This is a genomic window from Pseudomonas sp. TUM25319, from assembly GCF_056388475.1.
Genome location: NZ_CM150751.1, coordinates 6004037 through 6024859, shown reverse-complemented (window position 1 = coordinate 6024859; position 20823 = coordinate 6004037). Strand labels below are relative to the sequence as shown.

General features: G+C 65.3%; 5 protein-coding genes and 1 pseudogene. 4 read left to right on the top strand and 2 right to left on the bottom strand.

Features of this window, described 5'->3' with window-relative positions; translation table 11 throughout:
* Window positions 1-11: 11 nt before the first annotated feature.
* Complete coding sequence (locus AC05QJ_RS27145; RefSeq protein ID WP_476744303.1) at window positions 12-515, bottom strand: CinA family protein; 504 nt, start codon at window positions 513-515, stop codon at window positions 12-14.
* Window positions 516-572: 57 nt separating this feature from the next.
* On the opposite strand from AC05QJ_RS27145, the pseudogene AC05QJ_RS27140 reads away from it, so the two are divergent.
* A pseudogene (locus AC05QJ_RS27140) lies at window positions 573-755 on the top strand (cation:proton antiporter); the annotation flags it as partial.
* Between the two features lie 144 nt (window positions 756-899).
* Window positions 900-2039, top strand: a complete 1140-nt coding sequence (locus AC05QJ_RS27135) for a glutathione-independent formaldehyde dehydrogenase (protein ID WP_476744302.1) — start codon at window positions 900-902, stop codon at window positions 2037-2039.
* A gap of 288 nt (window positions 2040-2327) precedes the next feature.
* Here the strand turns inward: AC05QJ_RS27135 and AC05QJ_RS27130 are convergent, their stop codons facing one another.
* Window positions 2328-3116, bottom strand: a complete 789-nt coding sequence (locus AC05QJ_RS27130; protein ID WP_476744301.1) for an EAL domain-containing protein — start codon at window positions 3114-3116, stop codon at window positions 2328-2330.
* Window positions 3117-3824: 708 nt separating this feature from the next.
* On the opposite strand from AC05QJ_RS27130, the gene AC05QJ_RS27125 reads away from it, so the two are divergent.
* Both AC05QJ_RS27125 and AC05QJ_RS27120 read left to right on the top strand, forming a co-directional pair.
* The gene (locus tag AC05QJ_RS27125) at window positions 3825-20090 is read left to right on the top strand and encodes an autotransporter-associated beta strand repeat-containing protein (protein ID WP_476748020.1); all 16266 of its coding nucleotides are present in this window, start codon (window positions 3825-3827) and stop codon (window positions 20088-20090) included.
* 71 nt (window positions 20091-20161) lie between these two features.
* Window positions 20162-20725, top strand: a complete 564-nt coding sequence (locus tag AC05QJ_RS27120) for a hypothetical protein (RefSeq protein ID WP_476744300.1) — start codon at window positions 20162-20164, stop codon at window positions 20723-20725.
* Window positions 20726-20823 lie beyond the last annotated feature (98 nt).

Below are 20823 nucleotides of genomic sequence, written 5' to 3'. Positions count from 1 at the left end.
CATCAATGCCCTCAGGCCCGTTCACCCCGCAGCCAGCGCCAGTGGTAATGAGGAAGCTGAGTCAAGCCATAGAGCGCCGCTTCCCGCATTACCTCGCTGCGCTCCCCAAAGAAGCGCTGACAGCGGGTAAAGACCGCTGGAGATTCCCCGCCGAAGGCCCAGGCAAAGCACAGTGTGCCCGGAGCAATACCATCTTCAGGCTCAGGGCCAGCGACGCCAGTAGTAGCGATGGCAATATCTGCCTTGCTGTCCTTTAGCGCGCCAATTGCCATTTCCCAGGCCACGGCCTCACTGGTCAGGCCGTATCGTTCGATCGTCTCGGGAGTGACACCGAGCAATCGTTGCTTGGCTTGTGGGGAATAAACCACGTACCCGCTTTCCACCACCTCACCTGTGCCAGGCACCGTGGCCAGGAGCGCGATCATGTAGCCCGCCGTGCAGGACTCGGCGGTGGTCAGCAACAGGTCATGTTGTTTGCAGTACGCCAGTACGTCCGCAACCGGATCCTCACGCATCGCTCTGACCCGCTTCGTTGTTTCTGGGTTGACGGGTTTCCGAAACGATTGGTTCAGCTGATCGGCTGGTTCGGCATTCGCGGCATCGGCAGCCTGTACTACCTGTTCTATTGTCTCGGTCATGACCTGTCGCCAAGTGCTGGCGAGCTGATCTTCAACCTCACCGTCTCGGTGGTGGCGCTGAGCATCCTGCTGCACGGCATGAAGACACAGCCCATTCTGGCTCGCTACCGTCGGTAGACCGTTGGCGGACGAGATTTCGCGCCGTCATTGATTAGCACCTTTGGTCCTTCCTCTTCGTAACGCGGGGGAACGCCGCTGCTTTTCCCGGCACCTGATCTGAACAGGGTGTGAATCGTTCACCCTTTCAATCGGGAGTCCAAGATGAAAGCTATCGTGTACAACGGTCCGCGCGACGTCGCGGTAAAAGACGTACCAGACGCCAGAATCGAGAAGCCCACCGACGTCCTGGTCCGCATCACTACCACCAACATCTGCGGTTCGGACCTCCACATGTATGAAGGTCGCACCTCATTCGAGGCCGGTCGGGTCTTCGGGCACGAGAACCTGGGCGAGGTCATCGAGGTGGGGCTTGGAGTCGATCGGGTGAAGGTAGGCGATCGGGTCTGTTTGCCGTTCAACATCGGCTGCGGCTTCTGCGAGAACTGCGAAAAAGGCCTGACCGGCTTTTGTCTGACCGCCAATCCCGGCGCAGCCGGCGCTGCTTATGGGTTCGCCGACATGGGGCCGTACCAGGGCGGCCAGGCGGAGCTGCTTCGGGTGCCCTATGCAGACTTCAACTGCCTGGTCTTGCCGGAAGATGCTCAGGAGCGTGAGGATGACTACGTCATGCTTTCGGACATCTTCCCCACGGGGTGGCATGCCACCGAACTGGCCGGCCTGCTACCGGGAGAGAGCATCGCCATCTATGGGGCCGGGCCGGTGGGCCTGATGGCAGCCCATTCGGCCATGATCAAAGGCGCCTCCCAGGTGTTCGTCATCGACAACCAGCCGGACCGCCTGAAGCTGGCGGCGCAAATGGGCGCAACACCCATCAATTCCGTCGAGCAGCAGGCAGTGGAGCAGATCCTGAACCTGACCCATGGCAAGGGCACGGATCGGGGCTGCGAGTGCGTGGGCTATCAGTGCTGCGATCGCCATGGCCACGAGGCCAACTACCTCACCATGAACAACCTGGTGGCCTCGACGAAGGCGACCGGCGGCATCGGCGTTGTCGGCGTGTTCGTTCCCCAGGATCCAGGTGCGAAGAACGAGCTGGCCAAGGAGGGCAAGATGGCCTTCGACTTCGGGGCGTTCTGGTTCAAGGGGCAGCAGATCCGCACGGGCCAGGCGAACGTCAAAGCCTACAACCGCCGGCTCGCCGAACTGATCCACCATGGCCGTGCAACGCCGTCGCAGATCATTTCCCACCGCCTGAAGCTCGACGAAGGGCCTGAGGCCTACAAGCATTTCGATGCGCGCGATGATGGGTGGACGAAGGTCGTTCTCAAACCAGCCGCTTAGACCGCTGGACCTTGGCGCAGAGGCCTGGCGAGGCCTCTGCGCCAGGCAGATGACTCACGTCCCGGCGTGTTTGCACACCGCCTCGATAGTGTCCACCAACTCTTCGTATTGAACCGGTTTGGTAAGGCGACGGGTGAAGCGGGCCTGCTGGCTATTTCCTTTGGGCTGGCGCTTCCGTAGCCGCTCAGCGCAATGGCCGGGGTGTGCGGGTGGAAGCTGGTTTACCGTTGTCCGCCATGTCCAGCTGAGCCATGCCACATCCGCTGAACGTGATCCAGTTCCATCCGTTCAAGCCGAAGCAAACCGCTCGATCAAAGGCAATCCATTCACCTGGGGTCGCGCGAACAAATACCCTTGCATCAAATCAATCCCCAGCGCCGCCAACGCCTGGCACTCTGCGTCAGTCTCGATCCCCTCGGCGACAAGCGTGATGCCCAGCCGTTCGGCGACCAGGACGATACCGGCGACGATGGCCTGGCGAACCGGGTCTTGGCTGATTCCCCGCGTGAGTGCCATGTCCAGCTTGAGTACATCCGGCTGAAACTCTGCAAGGAGATTCAGCCCAGAGTAACCGGAGCCGAAGTCATCTATCGCCGTGGTGAAGCCCTGTCGGTCGTACTCCTTGAAGATGGCTTTCAAGTGCTCGGTGTCGTCGATGCGCTCGCCCTCGGTCACTTCGAACATGAGCCGATTGGCAGGAAAACCGAATGTCCGCGTGGCTTCCAAGGTCGCGCGGATACAGGTGCTGGGACGGTAGACGGCGTTGGGCAGGAAGTTGATGCTCAACTTGCAGTCTGCCAGGCGCCCCAGGCCCAGCGCGGCCGCTTGCTCGATGGCCTTTACCCGACAGGCCTGATCGAAGCGGTACAGATTATCGGGTGATACCTTGGCCAGAATGTCCGCCGCGCTCTCACCGTTCAGGCCGCGAACCAGTGCTTCATAGGCGAACGGCCTGGCTGAGGGAACATGAATGATAGGCTGGAAGGCCATCGTAATATCGAAACCCAGGCTCGTGAGGTCGCGACATTGGGAGCAGCCAATCGCTTCAAAGGGCTGGGGAAAAACAGGCTTGCTCATGGGTTATATCGCCGAGGTGCATGAGTACGGCCGTTCAGAATGCTTGAACAGGCACCATAAGCCAATCTTTCAGGCTCCACACTGGCTCATGGTTTTCGTTCACGGTGCAGGTCAGCCGCTGCTTCGTTCCTGGCAATCCATGAGCAGCCTCTTGCACCAGCAGGACTCTACTGAGCATCCGCACCACCTGCAGGTGTCTCATGCAAGCCATCGGCTCTGACCGCGCCACCCGCATTCACAGCACGCCCTCGCACCACCTTTCCGAATTTACAACCACTCAAAAACATCTGTTCGGTCAGGTTTGTAACATTTAGACATAATTTAATTCCTCAGAGCTTTCTGCAAAAAATTTCATTCAACTTCTACCGCTCGTCGGCTCAACCCCGCACGCCGCCTCGGTTCCGTCCCGCATTTACGTGGATTATCACTAAAGAATTAATACTAAGCGCGTGTACGAATTGTCCGACGTGGATCCAATTTTTTGTCTACAAATCACCCCCATCAAGGAACCTGTATTTGCCAGGGTCAGGCAGTTCGACATGCAGTGTGTGTAGTTCCTGAGGGGGATGGCGCCAGCGCCAGCACGCATTCAAAGACGGATTTGCTTGATCCACGAAGGAGACGCTCGTGGACAGAAGAACCGCCAAGAAAGCCTTTACCGCCCGTTTTGCCCCTTTGCCTCTCGCCATCAGCATGGCGGCAGCCGGCATGGTTTCCGGCTTCTTCAGTCCCCAGGTGCAAGCGCTGTGCACAACGGTCGGTTCGACCGTGTCCTGCACCGGTGTGACCATCGGCCTGGTCAGTTCCACCAGCAACCTCACGGTCAACGTGCAGAACGGCGCGCAGATCTATCCGGGGGTGGTCGATGCGGTCAACTCGGTATCCCTTACCGGTACCGGCATCACGGTGAACAACGCCGGGCGTATCGACCCGTCGCTGCTGCCGGGCCTGGTGTCCCTGGCGTCCGGTCTCAATATCAGCAACAACGCTGGCAGTACGGTAACCGTGAACAACCTTGCCAGCGGCCAGATCATGGGCACCTCGACCCTGCTCGGGGCCAACCTGCTCAACCTGGGTGGTGTCGGCCTGGTGGTGCAGAACGGCGCGGGCGGTACCACGACCGTCAACAACACCGGCGTCATCAGTGGCACGCCGCTGCTGAGTGCGGCGATCCTCCCCGAGGACATCGCGGTGATCGCGTTGCGCGGTGGTGCGAGGAACGTGCTGACCAACAACGCGGGCGGGATCATCACAGGGCGTGTGGCGATGCAGGCCTCCACCCTGGGCAACGTCTTCACCAACGTCGGTACGGTAACCGGCAGTATCAACCTGGGCGCGGGCTCCGGCGCCAACACCTTCAATGCCATCACCGGGTCCCTGGTCAGCGGCGGGGCAGGGGGGGGCATTGACCTCGGCGTACTCGGCGGCCTGGGCATCGCCTACGTGCCGGCCGGTATCGTCAATGGCGGTACCCTCAACAACGGCAACACCCTGAACCTGATGAATGCCATCGGTGGCGGCTCCGGCACCAATGGTTCCGGCACCCTCAACGGTACCCAATACGTCAACTTCAACAACCTGGTGGTCAGCAGCGGTACCTGGACGCTGACCAACCAGTTGTTCAAGACCGGCACCACCAGCCCGAGCGTCAACCTGAACGGCGGCCTGTTGCGGGTTGACTCCAACGCATTGCAGGGGGCTTCCTCGGTCAACGTCAACGGCGGTGGCCTGGGCAACGCCAGCGGTACCAACTCGACCGTCAACAGCGACCTGAACCTGGTGGGCAACCTGACGGCCACCAGTGACCTGGGCCTGACGCTCAACGGCGTCCTGAGTGGCAGCGGCACTCTGATCAAGACGGGTACCGGCACCCTGACCCTCAACGGGGTCAACACCCTGACCAGCGGCACCACCCTGAGCGCCGGTACCCTGGCGTTGGGCAACGCTTCCGCCCTTGGTGCCAGCACCAACCTGCTGAGTGTGACTGGCGCCAGTACCCTGACCACCACCTCGGCGATGACCTTGGCCAATGCCATCAACGTCAACGGCGCCAACCTGACCGTCAACAGTGCCTCGGCCCTGAACCTGAGCGGTGCGATCAATGGCACCGGCTCGCTGACCAAGACGGGTAGTGCTGACCTGACGCTCAGCGGCGCCAACAACTTCGGCGGCGGCTTGAACATCAACGCCGGCAAGCTGATCCTCGCGAATGCCGGTGCTGCCGGCGCGGGCACCATCACCGCGGGTGTCAGCGGTACCGGCGCGCTGGACACCTCCACTGCCCAGACCCTGACCAATCTGGTCCAGCTCAACGGCAACCTGACCCTGAGCGGCAGCAGCAACCTGACCCTGGCGGGCAAGATCTCCGGCACCGGCGGTCTGACCAAGAGTGGCGCCAACACCCTGACCCTCAGCGGCGCCAACGACTTCACCGGCAACTCGACCCTCGGCGGCGGCACCCTGGTGCTGACCAACAACACCGCGCTGGGCGCCGGCCAGCTGACTGTGACCTCCAACTCCAGCCTGCTGGCCGATGGCCTCACCGTCGGCAACGCCATCAACGTGGGCACCCGTGTCCTGACGCTCACCAACACCGCGGCCAGCACCCTCACCGGTGTGCTCAGCGGCAGCGGCGCGATCATCAAGAATGGCGCCGGCGACCTGACCCTGACGGGTGCCAACACCTTTTCCGGGGTCCTTTCACTGGCGACCGGCAAGCTGATCGTTGGCAACAATGGTGCGCTAGGGTTCGGCAGCCTGCAGGCTGGCGCCAACACCACGCTGGACGCCGACGCTGCGCGCAGCGTCAGCACCAATGTGGTCCTGCTCGGCAACCTGAACATCGCCGGCAGCAATGACCTGGCCCTCAACGGCCAGATTACCGGCATCAACGGCAGCCTGACCAAGAATGGCTCGGCCACCCTGACCCTCGGCGGCGACAACCTGTTCCAGAATGGTGTATTGCTCAACGCCGGTACCCTGGTCCTGGGCAGCGAACGTGCACTGGGCAACGGGACCCTTGCCACGGCTGCCAACACCACCCTGGATGCCAACACCGCTGTAAGCGTGAACAACGCGGTCAACCTTGGCGACAACCTGATCATCGGTGGCACTTCGGCCCTGGGCCTGAACGGTGTCATCAGCGGCGTTGCCGGCGCCGGCCTGATCAAGAACGGCACCGCCGACCTGATCCTCAACGGCAACAACACCTACACCGGCGATACCCAGCTCAATGCCGGTCGCCTGGTCCTCGGCAACGCCAACGCGCTGGGGCAGGGCAACCTGATTGCCTCCGCTGGCGCCACCCTGGACTCGAACACCTCGCTGAACCTTGGCAATGGCATCACCCTCAATGGCGCAGTCAACGTCGGCGGCACCGGCAACCTGACCCTGAGCGGCCTGATCAGCGGTACCGGCTCCCTGGTGAAGGTCGGCGCGAGCAACCTGACCCTGTCCGGCGTCAACACCTATGCCAGCACCACGCTGCTCGGCGGCGTCCTGGCCCTGACCAATGCCGGCGCCATCGGTGACGGCGATATCACCGTTGGTGGCGCATCGACCTTGGCGGGTACCGTGCCGCTGGCACTGGCCAACAAGATCCATCTGAATTCGGTCCTGACCCTGCCGGTCGGCGGCAATGCCTTGACCCTCGGTGGCGTGATCGATGGCGCCGGCAGCCTGGAAAAGACCGGCAGCGGCACCCTGACCCTCAACGGAATCAATTCCTACGGTGGCGGTACCACGCTTGGCGCGGGCACCCTGCTGCTGGGCAACGCCAGCGCGCTCGGCACCGGTACCTTGAGCACTGCCGCAGGCGCAACCCTCGACACCGCCAGTGCCATGACGGTCGGCAATGCCGTGAGCGTGATCGGCCAGCTGAACGTGGCCGGCAACAACGCCCTGACCCTGACCGGCAACATCAGCGGCGCCGGTGGCCTGAACAAGAACGGCACCAGTGCCCTGACCCTGAGCGGCAACGCCAGCAGCTACTCCGGGCTGACCAACCTCAACGCCGGCACCCTGGTTCTGGGCAGCAACGTCGCCCTCGGCACCAGTGTGCTGAATGCTGCCGGCGGCACCGTGCTGGACGCCAGCACCGCCGTCTCCGTGGCCAACCAGGTCAACCTGGCCGGTAACCTCGGCATCGGCGGCAGTGCCGACCTCGGCCTCAGCGGCCTGGTCACTGGCACCGGCCGCCTGACCAAGAATGGCAACGGCGCCCTGAGCCTGAGTGGCGCCAACACCTTCCAGGGTGGTGTCGTGCTCAATGCCGGCGGCCTGGTGGTGGGCAGCAACACCGCCCTGGGCATCGGCACCCTGACCGTTGCTGGCGTTTCGGTGCTCGACAGCAGCGCATCGGCCATCCTCGCCAACCAGATTGCCCTCAACAGCGACCTGACCATCGGCGGCAGCAACAACCTGGGCCTGAGCGGCGCCATCACCGGCAGCGGCAAACTGACCAAGGAAGGCGCGGGCAACCTGCTGCTCGGCGGCACCAACAGCGGATTCTCCGGCGCTATCGCGCTGAACGCCGGCCGCATCGTGGTCGGCAACTCCAGTGCACTGGGTTCGGGCATTGTGACTGCCGCAGACGGCACCGCGCTCGATGCCGCCAGTGCAGTCACCCTGGCCAACGCGATTGTCGCCAATGGCGCGCTGTCCCTCGGTGGTACCGGGAATCTCAGCCTGACCGGGGCGATCACCAACGGTCAGAGCACCGGCAGCCTGGTCAAGACCGGCAACGCCACCCTGAGCCTGTCCGGCGTCAATACCTACACCGGCGGCACCACACTCAACGCTGGCACCCTGAATATCGGCAGCGCCACCGCCATCAGCACCGGCGACCTGACCGTCGGCGGTGCCGCCAGCCTGACCACCACGGGCGCGCAGATCCTCGCCAACGCCGTGCACCTGAATGCCGGCCTGATCCTGCCGGGCAGTGCCAACCTGACCATCAACGGTGTAATCGACGGTGTCGGCGGCCTGACCAAGGCCGGTACCGGTACCGTTACCCTGAACGGCGCCAACACCTACAGCGGTGGCACCCTCCTGTCCGCTGGCACCCTGGTGGCCGGTTCCGACACTGCGTTCGGCAGCGGCACCCTGACTGCGGGCGCCGGCGCTGCACTGGATGCCAACAAGGCGGTGAGCCTGGCCAACGCCGTGACACTCACTGGCAATGTCAACGTGCTCGGCAGCAGCGACCTGGCCCTGACCGGCGATATCGCTGGCGCCGGTGGCCTGACCAAGACCGGCAGCGCCAAGCTGACCCTGTCCGGCAACAACACCTTCGCCGGCCCGGTCAACCTCAGCGGCGGCACCCTGAGCGTGGGCAGCAACAGCGCCCTCGGCCTGGGCGCGCTGAATGCCAGTGGCAACGCGATTCTCCAGGCGGCCACCGCCGCAAGCCTCAACAACCTGATCAACCTGAACGGTGGCCTGGTCCTGGGCGGCAGCGCCGACCTGTCCCTCAACGGCCTGGTCACCGGTGCTGGCGGCCTGACCAAGCAAGGCACTTCGACCGTCACCCTGAACAGCGCCAACACCTACACCGGCGGCACCACCCTGGCCGGCGGCACCCTGGTGCTCGGCAACAGCCTGGCCCTGGGCAGCGGCGTCGTGACCGTGACCGGCCCAGGCACCCTCGACAGCAACACCACGATCAACCTGGGCAACAACATCATCCTCAACGGTGCCCTGAGCACGGGCGGCACGGCCGACCAGACCCTCAGCGGCGTGATCAGCGGTGCCGGCAGCCTGACCTCCAACGGCCTGGGCAACCTGACCCTCAGCGGGGTCAACACCTACACCGGCGGTACCACCCTCAGCGCGGGTACCCTGACCCTCGGCAATGCCGGCGCCATCAGCAGCGGTCGCCTGACCGTCACCGGCGCCTCGAACCTGAACACCAACTCGCCGTTCGCCCTGGTCAACGCCATTACCCTTGGCGCCAACCTGAACCTCACCGGCCATAGCGACCTGACCCTCAACGGCGTCATCGATGGCGCTGCCGGCCTGGTCAAGAGCGGTGCGGGCAACCTGACCCTGAACGGCGTCAACACCTATGCCGGTGGTACCACGCTGGCGGGTGGCACCCTGACCGTCGGCAATGGCAGTGCCCTGGGCAACGGTGCCCTGAGCGTCACCGGCGCGGCGACCCTGGACAACAGCGCGGCCTTTGCCTTGGGCAATGCCATCGCCCTCGGCGCCGACCTGACGGTGGCCGGCAACAACGCGCTCAACCTCGGTGGCGTGCTCAGCGGTGCCGGTGGCCTGGTCAAGACCGGCGCAGCCGACCTGATTCTCTCCGGCGCCAACACCTTCACCGGTGCGGTGGACATTCTTTCCGGCAGCCTGACCACCCTGAACACCGGCTCCCTGGGCAGCACCTCGGGCGTCAACGTCGCCACCGGCGCGCTGCTCAACCTCGGCGCCAGTTCCGCCATCGGCGGCCTGAGCGGCGGCGGTTCGGTCGCCCTGGGCAACAACACCAGCCTGAGCATCGGTGGCAGCAACCTCGGCAGCCTGTTCAGCGGCGTGATCTCCGGCAACGGCAGCCTGGTCAAGACCGGCAGCGGCAGCCTGGAACTGGCGGGCATCAACACCTACACCGGCAACACCCAGGTCAACGGCGGCACGCTGAGTATCAGTGGCGCCCTGGCCGGCGGCCAGGTGCAGGTCAATACCGGCGCGACCCTGACCGGCAGCGGCTCCATCGCCGGCCCGGTGAACATTGCCGACGGCGCCCACCTGGCACTGAACAGCGGCGCGAAACTCAGCACCGGCGCGCTGACCCTCAACGGCAACTCGAACCTCGACGTCGGCCTCGGCTCGCCGTCCACCGGCGGCAACGCACTGCTCGCCGTGGGCGGCAACCTGACCCTCGACGGCAATCTGAACGTCAGCGATATCGGCGGCTTCGGCGCCGGTATCTACCGGCTGATCGACTACACCGGCACGCTCACCGATAACGGACTGGTCTTCGGTACGCTGCCAGGCGGTGTCCAGGCGAGCGACCTGCAACTGCAAACCGCTATTGGCGCGCAGGTCAACCTGCTGGTCGGTGGCGCCAATGGCAGCGTGCTGTTCTGGGACGGCTCCAGCACCGTCAGCGATGGCGTGATCCAGGGCGGCAGCGGCACCTGGGATGCGGCCACCACCAACTGGACCACGGTCAACGGCACCGGCAACCGTGACTGGAGCAGCAACTTCGCCGTGTTCCAGACCCCGGCTGGCACTGTCAGCGTCAATGGCACCCAGGTCATCACCGGCCTGCAGTTCACCGTCGACGGCTATGTGCTCGATGGCCCCGGCGCCCTGCAACTGGTCAACAACGGCAACGGCACCGCGACCCTGCGCGTCGATCCGAATGCCACCGCGACCCTTAATGTCGGCCTGACCGGCAGTGGTGTGCTGAACAAGGTGGACGCCGGCACCCTGGTGCTCAACGGCGCCAACAGCTACACCGGTGGCACCGTGCTCAATGGCGGCACCTTGGTGCTCGGCAACAGCTCGGCGCTGGGCAACGGCACCCTGGTGACTGCGGCCAACACCACCCTGGACAACAACACGGCCGTCACCCTGGCCAACAACATCGGCACCTTCGGCGCCCTCAACCTGACCGGCAGCAATGCCCTGACCCTGAACGGCCTGATCACCGGCGGCGGCAGCCTGGTCAAGAACGGCGCCAGCAGCCTGACCCTGAACGGCGCCAATGCCTACACCGGCGGCACCACCGTCAAGGCGGGCGCGCTGGTCCTGGGCAACAACACCGCCCTGGGTAGCGGCACCCTGCATGTGGCGGGCGCGGGCATCACCCTCGACAACACGCCAGCATTGTCGCTGGCCAACGCCGTCGACCTGGCCAACAGCCTGACCCTGCTGGGTACCAGCGACCTGGCCCTGGGCGGCGTGATCAGCGGTGCCGGCGGCCTGGTCAAGAACGGCGCGGGCAACCTGACCCTGGGCGGCCTCAACACCTACGCCGGCGGCACCACCCTGGCAGCCGGCAGCCTGACCGTCGCCAGCGGCGCGGCACTGGGTAGCGGCGCGCTGAACGTTACCGGCGCTTCCAGCCTGAACAACAGCGGCGCCGTCGCTCTTGGCAATACCGTCAACCTCGGTGCCGACCTGACCCTGCCAGGCACTACCAGCCTGACCCTGAACGGCCTGGTCGCCGGTACCGGCGGCCTGAACAAGGTCGGCACCGGCACGCTCACCCTCAACGCTGCCAATACCTACCAGGGCGCGACCACCCTGGCCGGCGGCACCCTGGTGGTCGGCAACAACGCGGCACTGGGCACCAGCCACCTGACCGCTGCCGACGCCACCGCGCTCGACAGCAGCACAGCACTCAACCTGGCCAACGGCATTACCCTGCTCGGCGGCCTGAACATCGTCGGCAGCAACAACCTGACCCTCAGCGGTATCCTCGATGGCGCTGGCGGTCTGACCAAGAACGGCGCCGGTGTCCTGACCCTGACCGGCAACAACGGCAACACCGGCAATACCACCCTGAACGGCGGTACCCTGGTAGTCGGCAGCAACACGGCACTGGGTGCAGGCGCCCTGAATACCGCCGACGGCGTGACCCTTGGCACGCTGGGCACCACCTCGCTGGGCAATGCGTTCAACCTCGGCGGCAACCTGAACCTCATCGGCAACGCCGACCTGACCCTGTCCGGCCTGGTCGGTGGTGCGGGCGGCCTGACCAAGAACGGGACGGGCAACCTGACCCTGCTCGGCGTCAACACCTACACTGGGCCGACCAACCTGAACGGCGGCACCCTGACCGTCGGCAACGATGCCGCCATCGGCACCGGCGCCCTGAATGTCGGCGCTGCCTCGACCCTGGCTGGCACCAGCACCTTCAGCCTGGCCAACGCCATCAACCTCGGTGCGCTGCTGACCCTCGACGGCAGCAACGACATCACCCTCAATGGCAGCCTGGCCGGTACCGGCGCCCTGCGGAAAACCGGCGCGGGTACCCTGATCGTCAATGGCTCCAACAGCCACGGCGGCGGCACCACCCTGGCCGACGGCACCTTGCTGCTCGGCAACAACAACGCGCTGGGCAGCGGCGCCCTGAACATCACCGGGGCGAGCACCTTCCTCGACGCGGCCAACAACAGCGGCATCGCCATTGCCAACGCCATCGCCCTGGGTGCGAACACCCTGACCTTCAGCGGCGGCAACCAACTGGCCGTGAATGGCAACATCACCGGTACCGGCAGCCTGCTCAAGAGCGGCCTGGCCGAGCTGACCCTGGGTGGCAACAACACCTTCAGCGGCGGCGTACGCCTGAATGCCGGCACCCTGGTCCTGGCCTCTGCCACCGGCCTGGGCAGCGGCGCCCTGACTGCAGCGGGCGGTATCTTCAACAACACCGTCGCTGCCAACCTGAACAACGCCGTGCACCTGCTCGGCAGCCTGACCCTGAACGGCGCCCAGAGCCTGGCGCTCAACGGTGTGATCGACGGCACCGGCAACCTGGCCAAGACCGGCACCGGCAACCTGTTGCTGACCGGCAACAACACCTACACCGGCAACACCTTCCTGCTCGGCGGCACCACCACCGTGGGCAGCAACACCGCCTTCGGTACCGGCAACATCACCACCGGTGTCGCTGGTCTGGACAGCTCCACCGCTGTGACCCTGGCCAACAACTTCAGCGTGCTGGCTGCGCTGACCATCGGCGGCACTAACGACCTGACCCTGAACGGCACCCTGAACGGCGCGGGCGGCAGCCTGGTCAAGAACGGCGCGGGCACCCTGACCCTGAACGGCAGCAACAACTACAGCGGTGGCACCGTGCTCAATGCCGGCACCCTGGCCGTCGGCCAGAACGGCTCGCTGGGCAGCGGCAACCTGACCGTCTCCGGCTCGTCCAGCCTGGTGGCGGCAAACAACGGCGTGGCTCTGAGCAACGGCATCCAGACCGACAGCAGCCTGACGATCGGTGGGGCCAACAACCTGACCCTGAACAGTGTCGTCAGCGGCAACGGCAGCCTGGTCAAGACCGGCACCGGCACCCTGACCCTGACTGGCGCCAACACCTACAACGGCGGCACCACCCTCAACGGCGGTGTCGTGGTGGCCGGCAACGACAGCGCCTTCGGGACCGGTACGGTGGTTGCCAACGCCGGCAACACCGCGACCACGGTGCGCAACACCCAGTCTCGCACCCTCTACAACACCTTCGTGGTCGACGGCAACATGACCCTGGATACTCCTGCCGAGCTCATGTTCATGGGTGCGCTCAATGGCAGCGGGACCCTGACCAAGACCGGCAGCGACGAAGTGCTGCTGCTGTCTACCGGCAACTTCAGTGGCGACATCGATGTACTGGCCGGTTACGTCACCGGGGCCTTCCCCAATGCCCTGGGTGACCTGAGGTCCGCCAGCCTGGCCGCAGGCGCCGGGCTGACCATCGACGGCAACATCAATATCGGCAGCCTGACCGGCCAGGGCGTCATGCGCATCACCAACGGTGATGTGAGCGTCGGCGGCAACAACCTCGACAGCGTGTTCGCAGGTACGGTGACCCAGAGCGGCGGCTTGAACAAAGTCGGCACCGGCGTGCTGGAACTTCTCGGCACCAGCGACAACACCGGGCTCAACACCGTCAGCGCGGGTACCCTGAAAGTCACCGGTGCTCTCAATGGCAGCGGTGGCCTGAATGTCGATGGCGGTGCGACCCTGACCGGTAGCGGCAGCATCAACGGCACCACCACCATCGCCGATGGCGCCACCCTGGCGGGGTACAGCGGCCAGACCCTGAGTTTCAACACCCTGGTGCTCTCGCAGAACAGCTCCGTCGACTTCAACCTGGGCTCGCCGCTCACCGGCGGGACTGAACTGTTCCACGTGGCCAGCGCCCTGACCATGGCCGGTACCTTCAACATTGCCGACTTCGGTGGCCTGGGCAACGGTGTCTACAAGCTGTTCAGCTACGGCGGCAGCCTGACCGACAACGGTGTCACCTTCGGCGACCTGCCGACCGGTGTCGATCTCAGCGAAGTGACCCTGCTCACCGGCACCGCCAACGAGGTCGGCCTGCTGTTGGGCTCCCAGAACCTGGTCATCCAGTTCTGGGACGGTGTCGACACCACCAGCAACGGTCTGATCGAAGGCGGCAGTGGCGTGTGGGACGCCACCACCGCCAACTGGGCCTACTACGACGGCTTCACCAACCTCGACTGGCAGGGCCAGTTCGCGGTATTCCAGGGCGCCACCGGCACCGTCACCGTGGATGGCCAGCAGAACGTCAACGGCATGCAGTTCATGACCGACGGCTACCAGCTGGTCGCCGGTACCAACGGCTCGCTGAACATCAGCAACCGTAACGGCACCTACTTCGCCGTGCGGGTCGACAATGGCGTCACCGCCACCCTGGACCTGCCGCTCGAAGGCACTGGCACCCTGACCAAACTGGATGTCGGCACCCTGGTGCTCAACGGCGCCAACACCTACACCGGCGGCACCGCGCTGAACGGCGGTACCCTGGTGCTCGGCAATGACAGCGCCCTGGGCTCAGGTGCCCTGACCACTGCGGCCGGCACCACCCTGGACAGCAACCAGGCGGTGATGATCGGCAACGACGTCGCCGTGACCGGCGCGCTGACCCTGGCCGGCAACAACGACCTGACCCTCAACGGCGAGGTCAGCGGCACTGGCAGCCTGGTCAAGAACGGCAACGGCTTCCTGACCCTGGGTAACAACAACACCTTCCAGGGCGGCCTCGGGCTCAATGCCGGCCGCCTGATCCTGGGTACCGATGCCTCCCTGGGCGCTGGCGCCCTGACCGCCGCCAATGGCACCTCGCTCGATACGCAAGGCGCAGTGACCCTGGGCAACACCCTGAACCTGGCGGGCAACCTGCTGCTGGTCGGTACCAACGACCTGACCCTGAACGGCCCGGTCAATGGTGTCGGCAGCCTGACCAAGGACGGCATCAGCACCCTGAACCTGAACGCCGTCAATGCCTTCACCGGCGGCGTGAACCTGAAGGCGGGCCAGCTGCGCCTGGGCAACAGCGCAGCGCTGGGCAGCGGCACCCTGTCGGTGACCGGTGCATCCCAGCTGGATACCAGCAGCGCGATGGCCTTGGCCAACAATGTGCAACTGGGGTCCGACCTGACCCTCGACGGCACCTACGACCTGACCCTCAATGGCGTCGTGGGTGGCACCGCTCGCCTGCTGAAGAACGGCCTCGGCAACCTGACCCTGAACGGGATCAACAACTTCGGCGGCCTGACCCTGAACAGCGGCAACCTGACCCTGGGCAATGGCTCGGCACTCGGTACTGGCCAGTTGCGCGTCACCAGCAACTCGCAGCTGAACAACACCAGCGCCATGGTCCTGGGCAACGATGTCGATATCAGCGGCACCCTGTCGGTCGCCGGCACCAACGACCTGACCCTGAATGGCGTACTCAGCGGCGTCGGCACCCTGGACAAGAACGGTCTGGCGACCCTGACCCTGGGGGGCAACAACACCTTCACCGGTATCTTCAACGTTCTGGCCGGTACCCTGCGCACCACCAGCAGCGGTGCCTTGGGCAACCCTGCCCAGCTCAACGTCAGCAGCGGCGCCAACCTCGACCTGGGCGGCAACCTGAGCCTGACCAGCCTGCAAGGCAGTGGCGGCGTGGAAGTCGATAGCGGCGTCACCCTGGCGGTGGGCGGTGGCACCTTCGCCGGTGCCCTGAGCGGAACCGGTAGCCTGAACAAGGTCGGCACCGACACCCTGACCCTGACCGGCACCAACAGCATCACCGGCACGACCACCGTCAGCGGCGGCAACCTGGTGGTCGATGGCAGCCTGGCCAGCAATACCGTCAGCGTCGGTGCCAACACCGGCCTGGGCGGTACCGGCGACCTCGCCGGCGCGGTCACCGTGGCTACCGACGGCAACCTGAACCTGCAGAGCGGCAACACGCTCAACGTCGGTTCGCTGGTGCTCGACAGCGGTTCCAACGTCAACGCGGCCCTGGGCGCACCCCTGGTCGGCAGTTCGTCGCTGCTGAGCGTGGCCGGCGACCTGACCCTGGACGGCAACCTCAATATCACCGACGGTGGCGGTTTCAGCCGCGGTGTCTATCGCCTGGCCTACTACGCCGGCAACCTGGTCAACAATGGCCTGGCCATCAACACCCTGCCAGGTACTGTCGATCCCGCCAACGTAGTGCTGCAGACTTCGGTCAGCAACCAGATCAACCTGGTGGTCGGCGGTTCGGACACCACCTTGTTCTGGGACGGTAACCAGACCTCGGGCAACGGTTCCGTGGACGGTGGCTTCGGTGTCTGGGACAGCACCAACACCAACTGGACCAACACCGACGGAAGCATCAACCAGGCCTGGAATAGCACCTTCGCCGTGTTCCAGGGCACTGGCGGCACCATCACCGTCAACGGCTCGCACGCCATCACCGGCCTGCAGTTCATGGATAACGGCTACACCCTCAACAGTGGCATCGGCGGTGAGTTGGTACTGAGCGCCGGCAGCAACACCCTGCGGGTCGATCCCGGTGTCACCGGGACCCTGGGCGTAGCGATCAACGGTGCCGGAACCCTGACCAAGGAGGACGGTGGCACCCTGGTACTCAACGGCGCCAACGGCTACACCGGCGGCACCGCCCTCAACCGCGGCACCCTTGTGGTAGGCAACAACGCTGCCCTGGGCACGGGCGACCTGACCGCAGCAGCCGGCACCACCCTGGACAGCAACACCGCCGTCACCCTGGCCAACAACACCGTGCTCAACGGTGGCCTGAGCATCGGCGGCAGCAATGCCCTGACCCTCAATGGCGTGGTCAGCGGCGCTGGCAGCCTGACCAAGAACGGCAGCGCCAACCTGACCCTGAGCGGCGTCAACACTTACACCGGCGGTACCGTGCTCAACGGCGGCAGCGTAACCCTGGGCAACAACGCCGCCCTGAGCAGCGGCACCGTCAGCGTGACTGGCGCTTCGCTGCTGGACAGCACCGGTGCCCTGCAACTGGCCAACGCGCTCAACCTGACCTCGCAACTGACCCTGGCCGGCAACCAGGACACCACCCTGAGTGGTGTCATCAGCGGCACCGGCAGCCTGGTCAAGAACGGCAATGGTTCGCTGCTGCTGAGCGGTGCCAACAACTACAGCGGCGGTACCACCATCAACGCGGGCAGCGTGACCGGTGATACCACCAGCCTGCAGGGGGCGATCCTCAACAACGGCGCGCTGACCTTCGCGCAGAACGCCGACGGCACCTACAGCGGCAACCTGACCGGCGCGGGCACGCTGACCAAGTCCGGTACCGGCCAACTGCTGCTCACCGGCAACAGCGGCTTCACCGGCAACACCCTGGTCAGCGCCGGCAGCCTGGTCAACAACGGCACCCTGGCCAGCGCCAACGTGCAGGTCGCCAGCGGCGCCAGCCTCGGTGGCAGCGGTACCTACAGCGGCACCGTGACCATCGCCGATGGCGCCAGCCTGAACGCCGGCACCGCAACCGCACCGCTGAGCGTGGGCAACCTGAACCTGTCCTCGGGCAGCAACCTGAACTTCGCCCTCGGCGCGCCGGGCGGCTCCACCACCGTGGTTTCGGTCGCGGGCAACCTGGTGCTGGACGGCACGCTGAACATCAGCAATGCCGGCGGCTTCGGCCAAGGCGTGTACCAGCTGTTCACCTACGGCGGCAGCGTCACCGACAACGGCCTGGCCTACGGCACCCTGCCAGCCGGTACCACGCTGGCGGACCTGACCCTGCAGACTGCCATCGCCAACCAGATCAACCTGGTAGTGGGCAGCGACCTGCTGTTCTGGAACGGCAGCAAAACCACCGGCGACGGCACCGTCAGCGGCGGTACCGGCACCTGGGCCAGCGGCACCACCAACTGGACCAACACCGCCGGCACCAGCAGCAATGCCTGGAACGACACCTTCGCGGTGTTCGGCGGTGACTCCGGCACTGTCACCGTGGCCGGCCAGCAGTCCTTCACCGGTCTGCAGTTCCTCACCGATGGCTACACCGTGCAGGCCGGCACCGGCGGTGCCCTGCAGGCGGTCAACTCGGCCGGCGGCGACCTCGCAGCGGTCCGCGTCGGCACCGGTACGGCGGTCATCTCGGCGCCACTGGTGGGCACTGGCGGCATCGAGAAACTGGATGCCGGCACCCTGTACCTCACCGGCGCCAACACCTACACCGGCGGCACCACCGTCAGTGGTGGTACGCTGATGGGCAATACCACCAGCTTGCAAGGCAACATCACCAACAACGCCAGCCTGGTGTTCGACCAGAGCACCAGCGGGCAATTCGCTGGCATTCTGGCCGGCGCTGGCAGCATCACCAAGCAGGGTGCAGGCGATCTGCTGATCGTTGGCAGCCAGCCGTTCAACGGTGCCTTCGCGGTCAACCAGGGCACGCTCACCGTCGGCAACGCGGCCAACCCAGGCACCGTCCTCGGTGCCCAGGTCACCGTCGCCAATGGTGCCGGCCTGACCGGTACCGGCAGCGTCGGTTCGCTGGACAACCACGGCATCGTGGCGACCGGCAATGGCGGCAGCAACCTGAGCGTGGCGGGCAACTTCAGCAACGCCAGCGACGGCACCCTGGTGGTCACCGTCACCCCGACCCTGACCAACTACCTCAGTGTCGGCGGCACCGCCAACCTGGGCGGCAGCCTGCAGGTGCTGGGCCTGGGCGACTACACCGGCGACACCACCTACACCCTGGTCTCGGCCACCGGTGGCGTGACCGGCACCTTCGCCAGCAACAACCTGTCGAGCCTGCTGTTCCTCGACACCGACCTGGCCTACGGCGCCAACAACGTCACCCTGGCGGTGGCCCGCAACGACGTGAGCTTCGCTAGCGTCGCGCAGACCTCCAACCAGCGTGCCGTCGCCACCGCCCTGGACAGCGCCGCTGCGCCGGCCAGCCTGCGCAGCGCCATCATCAGCGCCGACCGTGCGACAGCCGTGAAAGCCTTCGACAGCCTGTCCGGCGAGATCCACGCCAGCACCGCCAGCGTGCTGATCGAGGACTCGCGCTACATCCGCGACGCGGTCAACGACCGTATGCGCCAGGCCGGTTGCAGCGGCGAGCAGGACCCGCGTCGTACCCTGGCGCCGAGCAGCAACCAGCAGACCACCGGTCAAGGTTGCAGCGGCGAGGGTGTGGGCTGGATCCGTGCCGTGGGCGGCTGGGGTGATTTCGACGGTGGCCATAACGCCGCCAACATCGACCGCGACCTGTCCGGTTTCCTGATGGGCTTCGACAACAACCTCAACGACGCCTGGCGCCTGGGTATCGCCGCCGGCTACACCAACAGCAGCATCAACGCCAAAGGCAAAGGCCAGGACGCCTCGGTAGACAGCTACCACCTGGCCACCTACCTGAACTACCAGATGGACGCCTTCGCCGCACGTCTCGGCGCCGGCTACACCTGGCACGACATCGACAGCAAGCGCTACGTCGAAGCGGGCAGCTACAACGACCGCCTCAAAGCCAGCTACAAGGCACGCAGCGCCCAGGTGTTCGGTGAAGTGGCGTACACCGTCGAGGCCGGTGGCGTGGCGCTGGAACCGTTCGCGGGCCTGGCCTACGTCAACTACGACAGCGACAAGGCCCGCGAGAAAGGCGGGGCAGGGCGGCTGGAGGCCGAGTCCAAGCAGGACGTGACCTTCTCCACCGTCGGCCTGCGCGTCGGCAAGGCCTTCGAGCTGAGCAACGGCAGCACCCTGACGCCACGCGGCAGCATCGGCTGGCGGCATGCCTTCGGTGATACCAAGCCGGATGCGGACCTGCGCTTCATCGACGGCGGCGCCAGCTTCAGCAATACCGGCGTACCGATTGCCCGTGATGCGGCCGTGGTCGAAGCGGGTCTGGACCTGAGCGTCGGCAAGGCCGGCAAACTGGGTCTGGGCTACTCGGGCCAACTGGCCAGCGAGAACCGCGACCACGCGGTGACCGTGAGCTTCAGCCTGGGCTTCTGATGTCGATTTGGGGCTGCGTCGCAGCCCCAAAGCGCGCTATGTTGCGGGCTCATTTCCCTTGGGGTCGCTGCATGGCGCGTTTCTACCTTTCTGTCAGCCTCCTGTTCTACCTCCTGGCCCTCTGTTTCGATGCCGTGCAGCTTTCCGGCGGCACCGCCGTGCCGGCCTTGCTGATGTTGCTGCAAGGCCCGTGGGGCATCGTCTTCGGATTGTTCGGCTGGTTCGCCAATCCGTTGTTCGGCCTGGCCTTGCTGGTGCGCCGGCGGTTGCGCTGGTTTTCGCTGCTGCTGGGGCTCTGGTCGCTGTACCTGGCGCTGGCCAGCCATGGCATCGAGCGCCTTCCCGACAACCAGAGCTACAACTTCCACGATGTCACCGGCTTTGGTGTTGGCTACTACCTCTGGGTGTTCGCCATCGGTACGTTCTGTGCCGGTCAGGCCTGGTGGTGCAGCCGTGGGCGCAGCATCGAGGTACCGCGCTGGAGTCTGGTCGATGGGGGGATGGCGTTGCTGCTGTTGGTAGTGGTGATCCTCGGCTTGCGCGATGCCAGCTTGCGTTTCGATATCGAGCGGGCGTTCGAATGGCCCGCGCCGACCTGGGATCAGCAGACGCCGCGCAGGGAGGATACGATTTGATTCCTGCGCTTGTCGGGGAAGTGGGTTGTGGCTGGCAGGTGCAGGTCGGTAGATCTTCAGCGCCCTCGAGATCGAGCGCCGTCCGCACGGCGCATCGC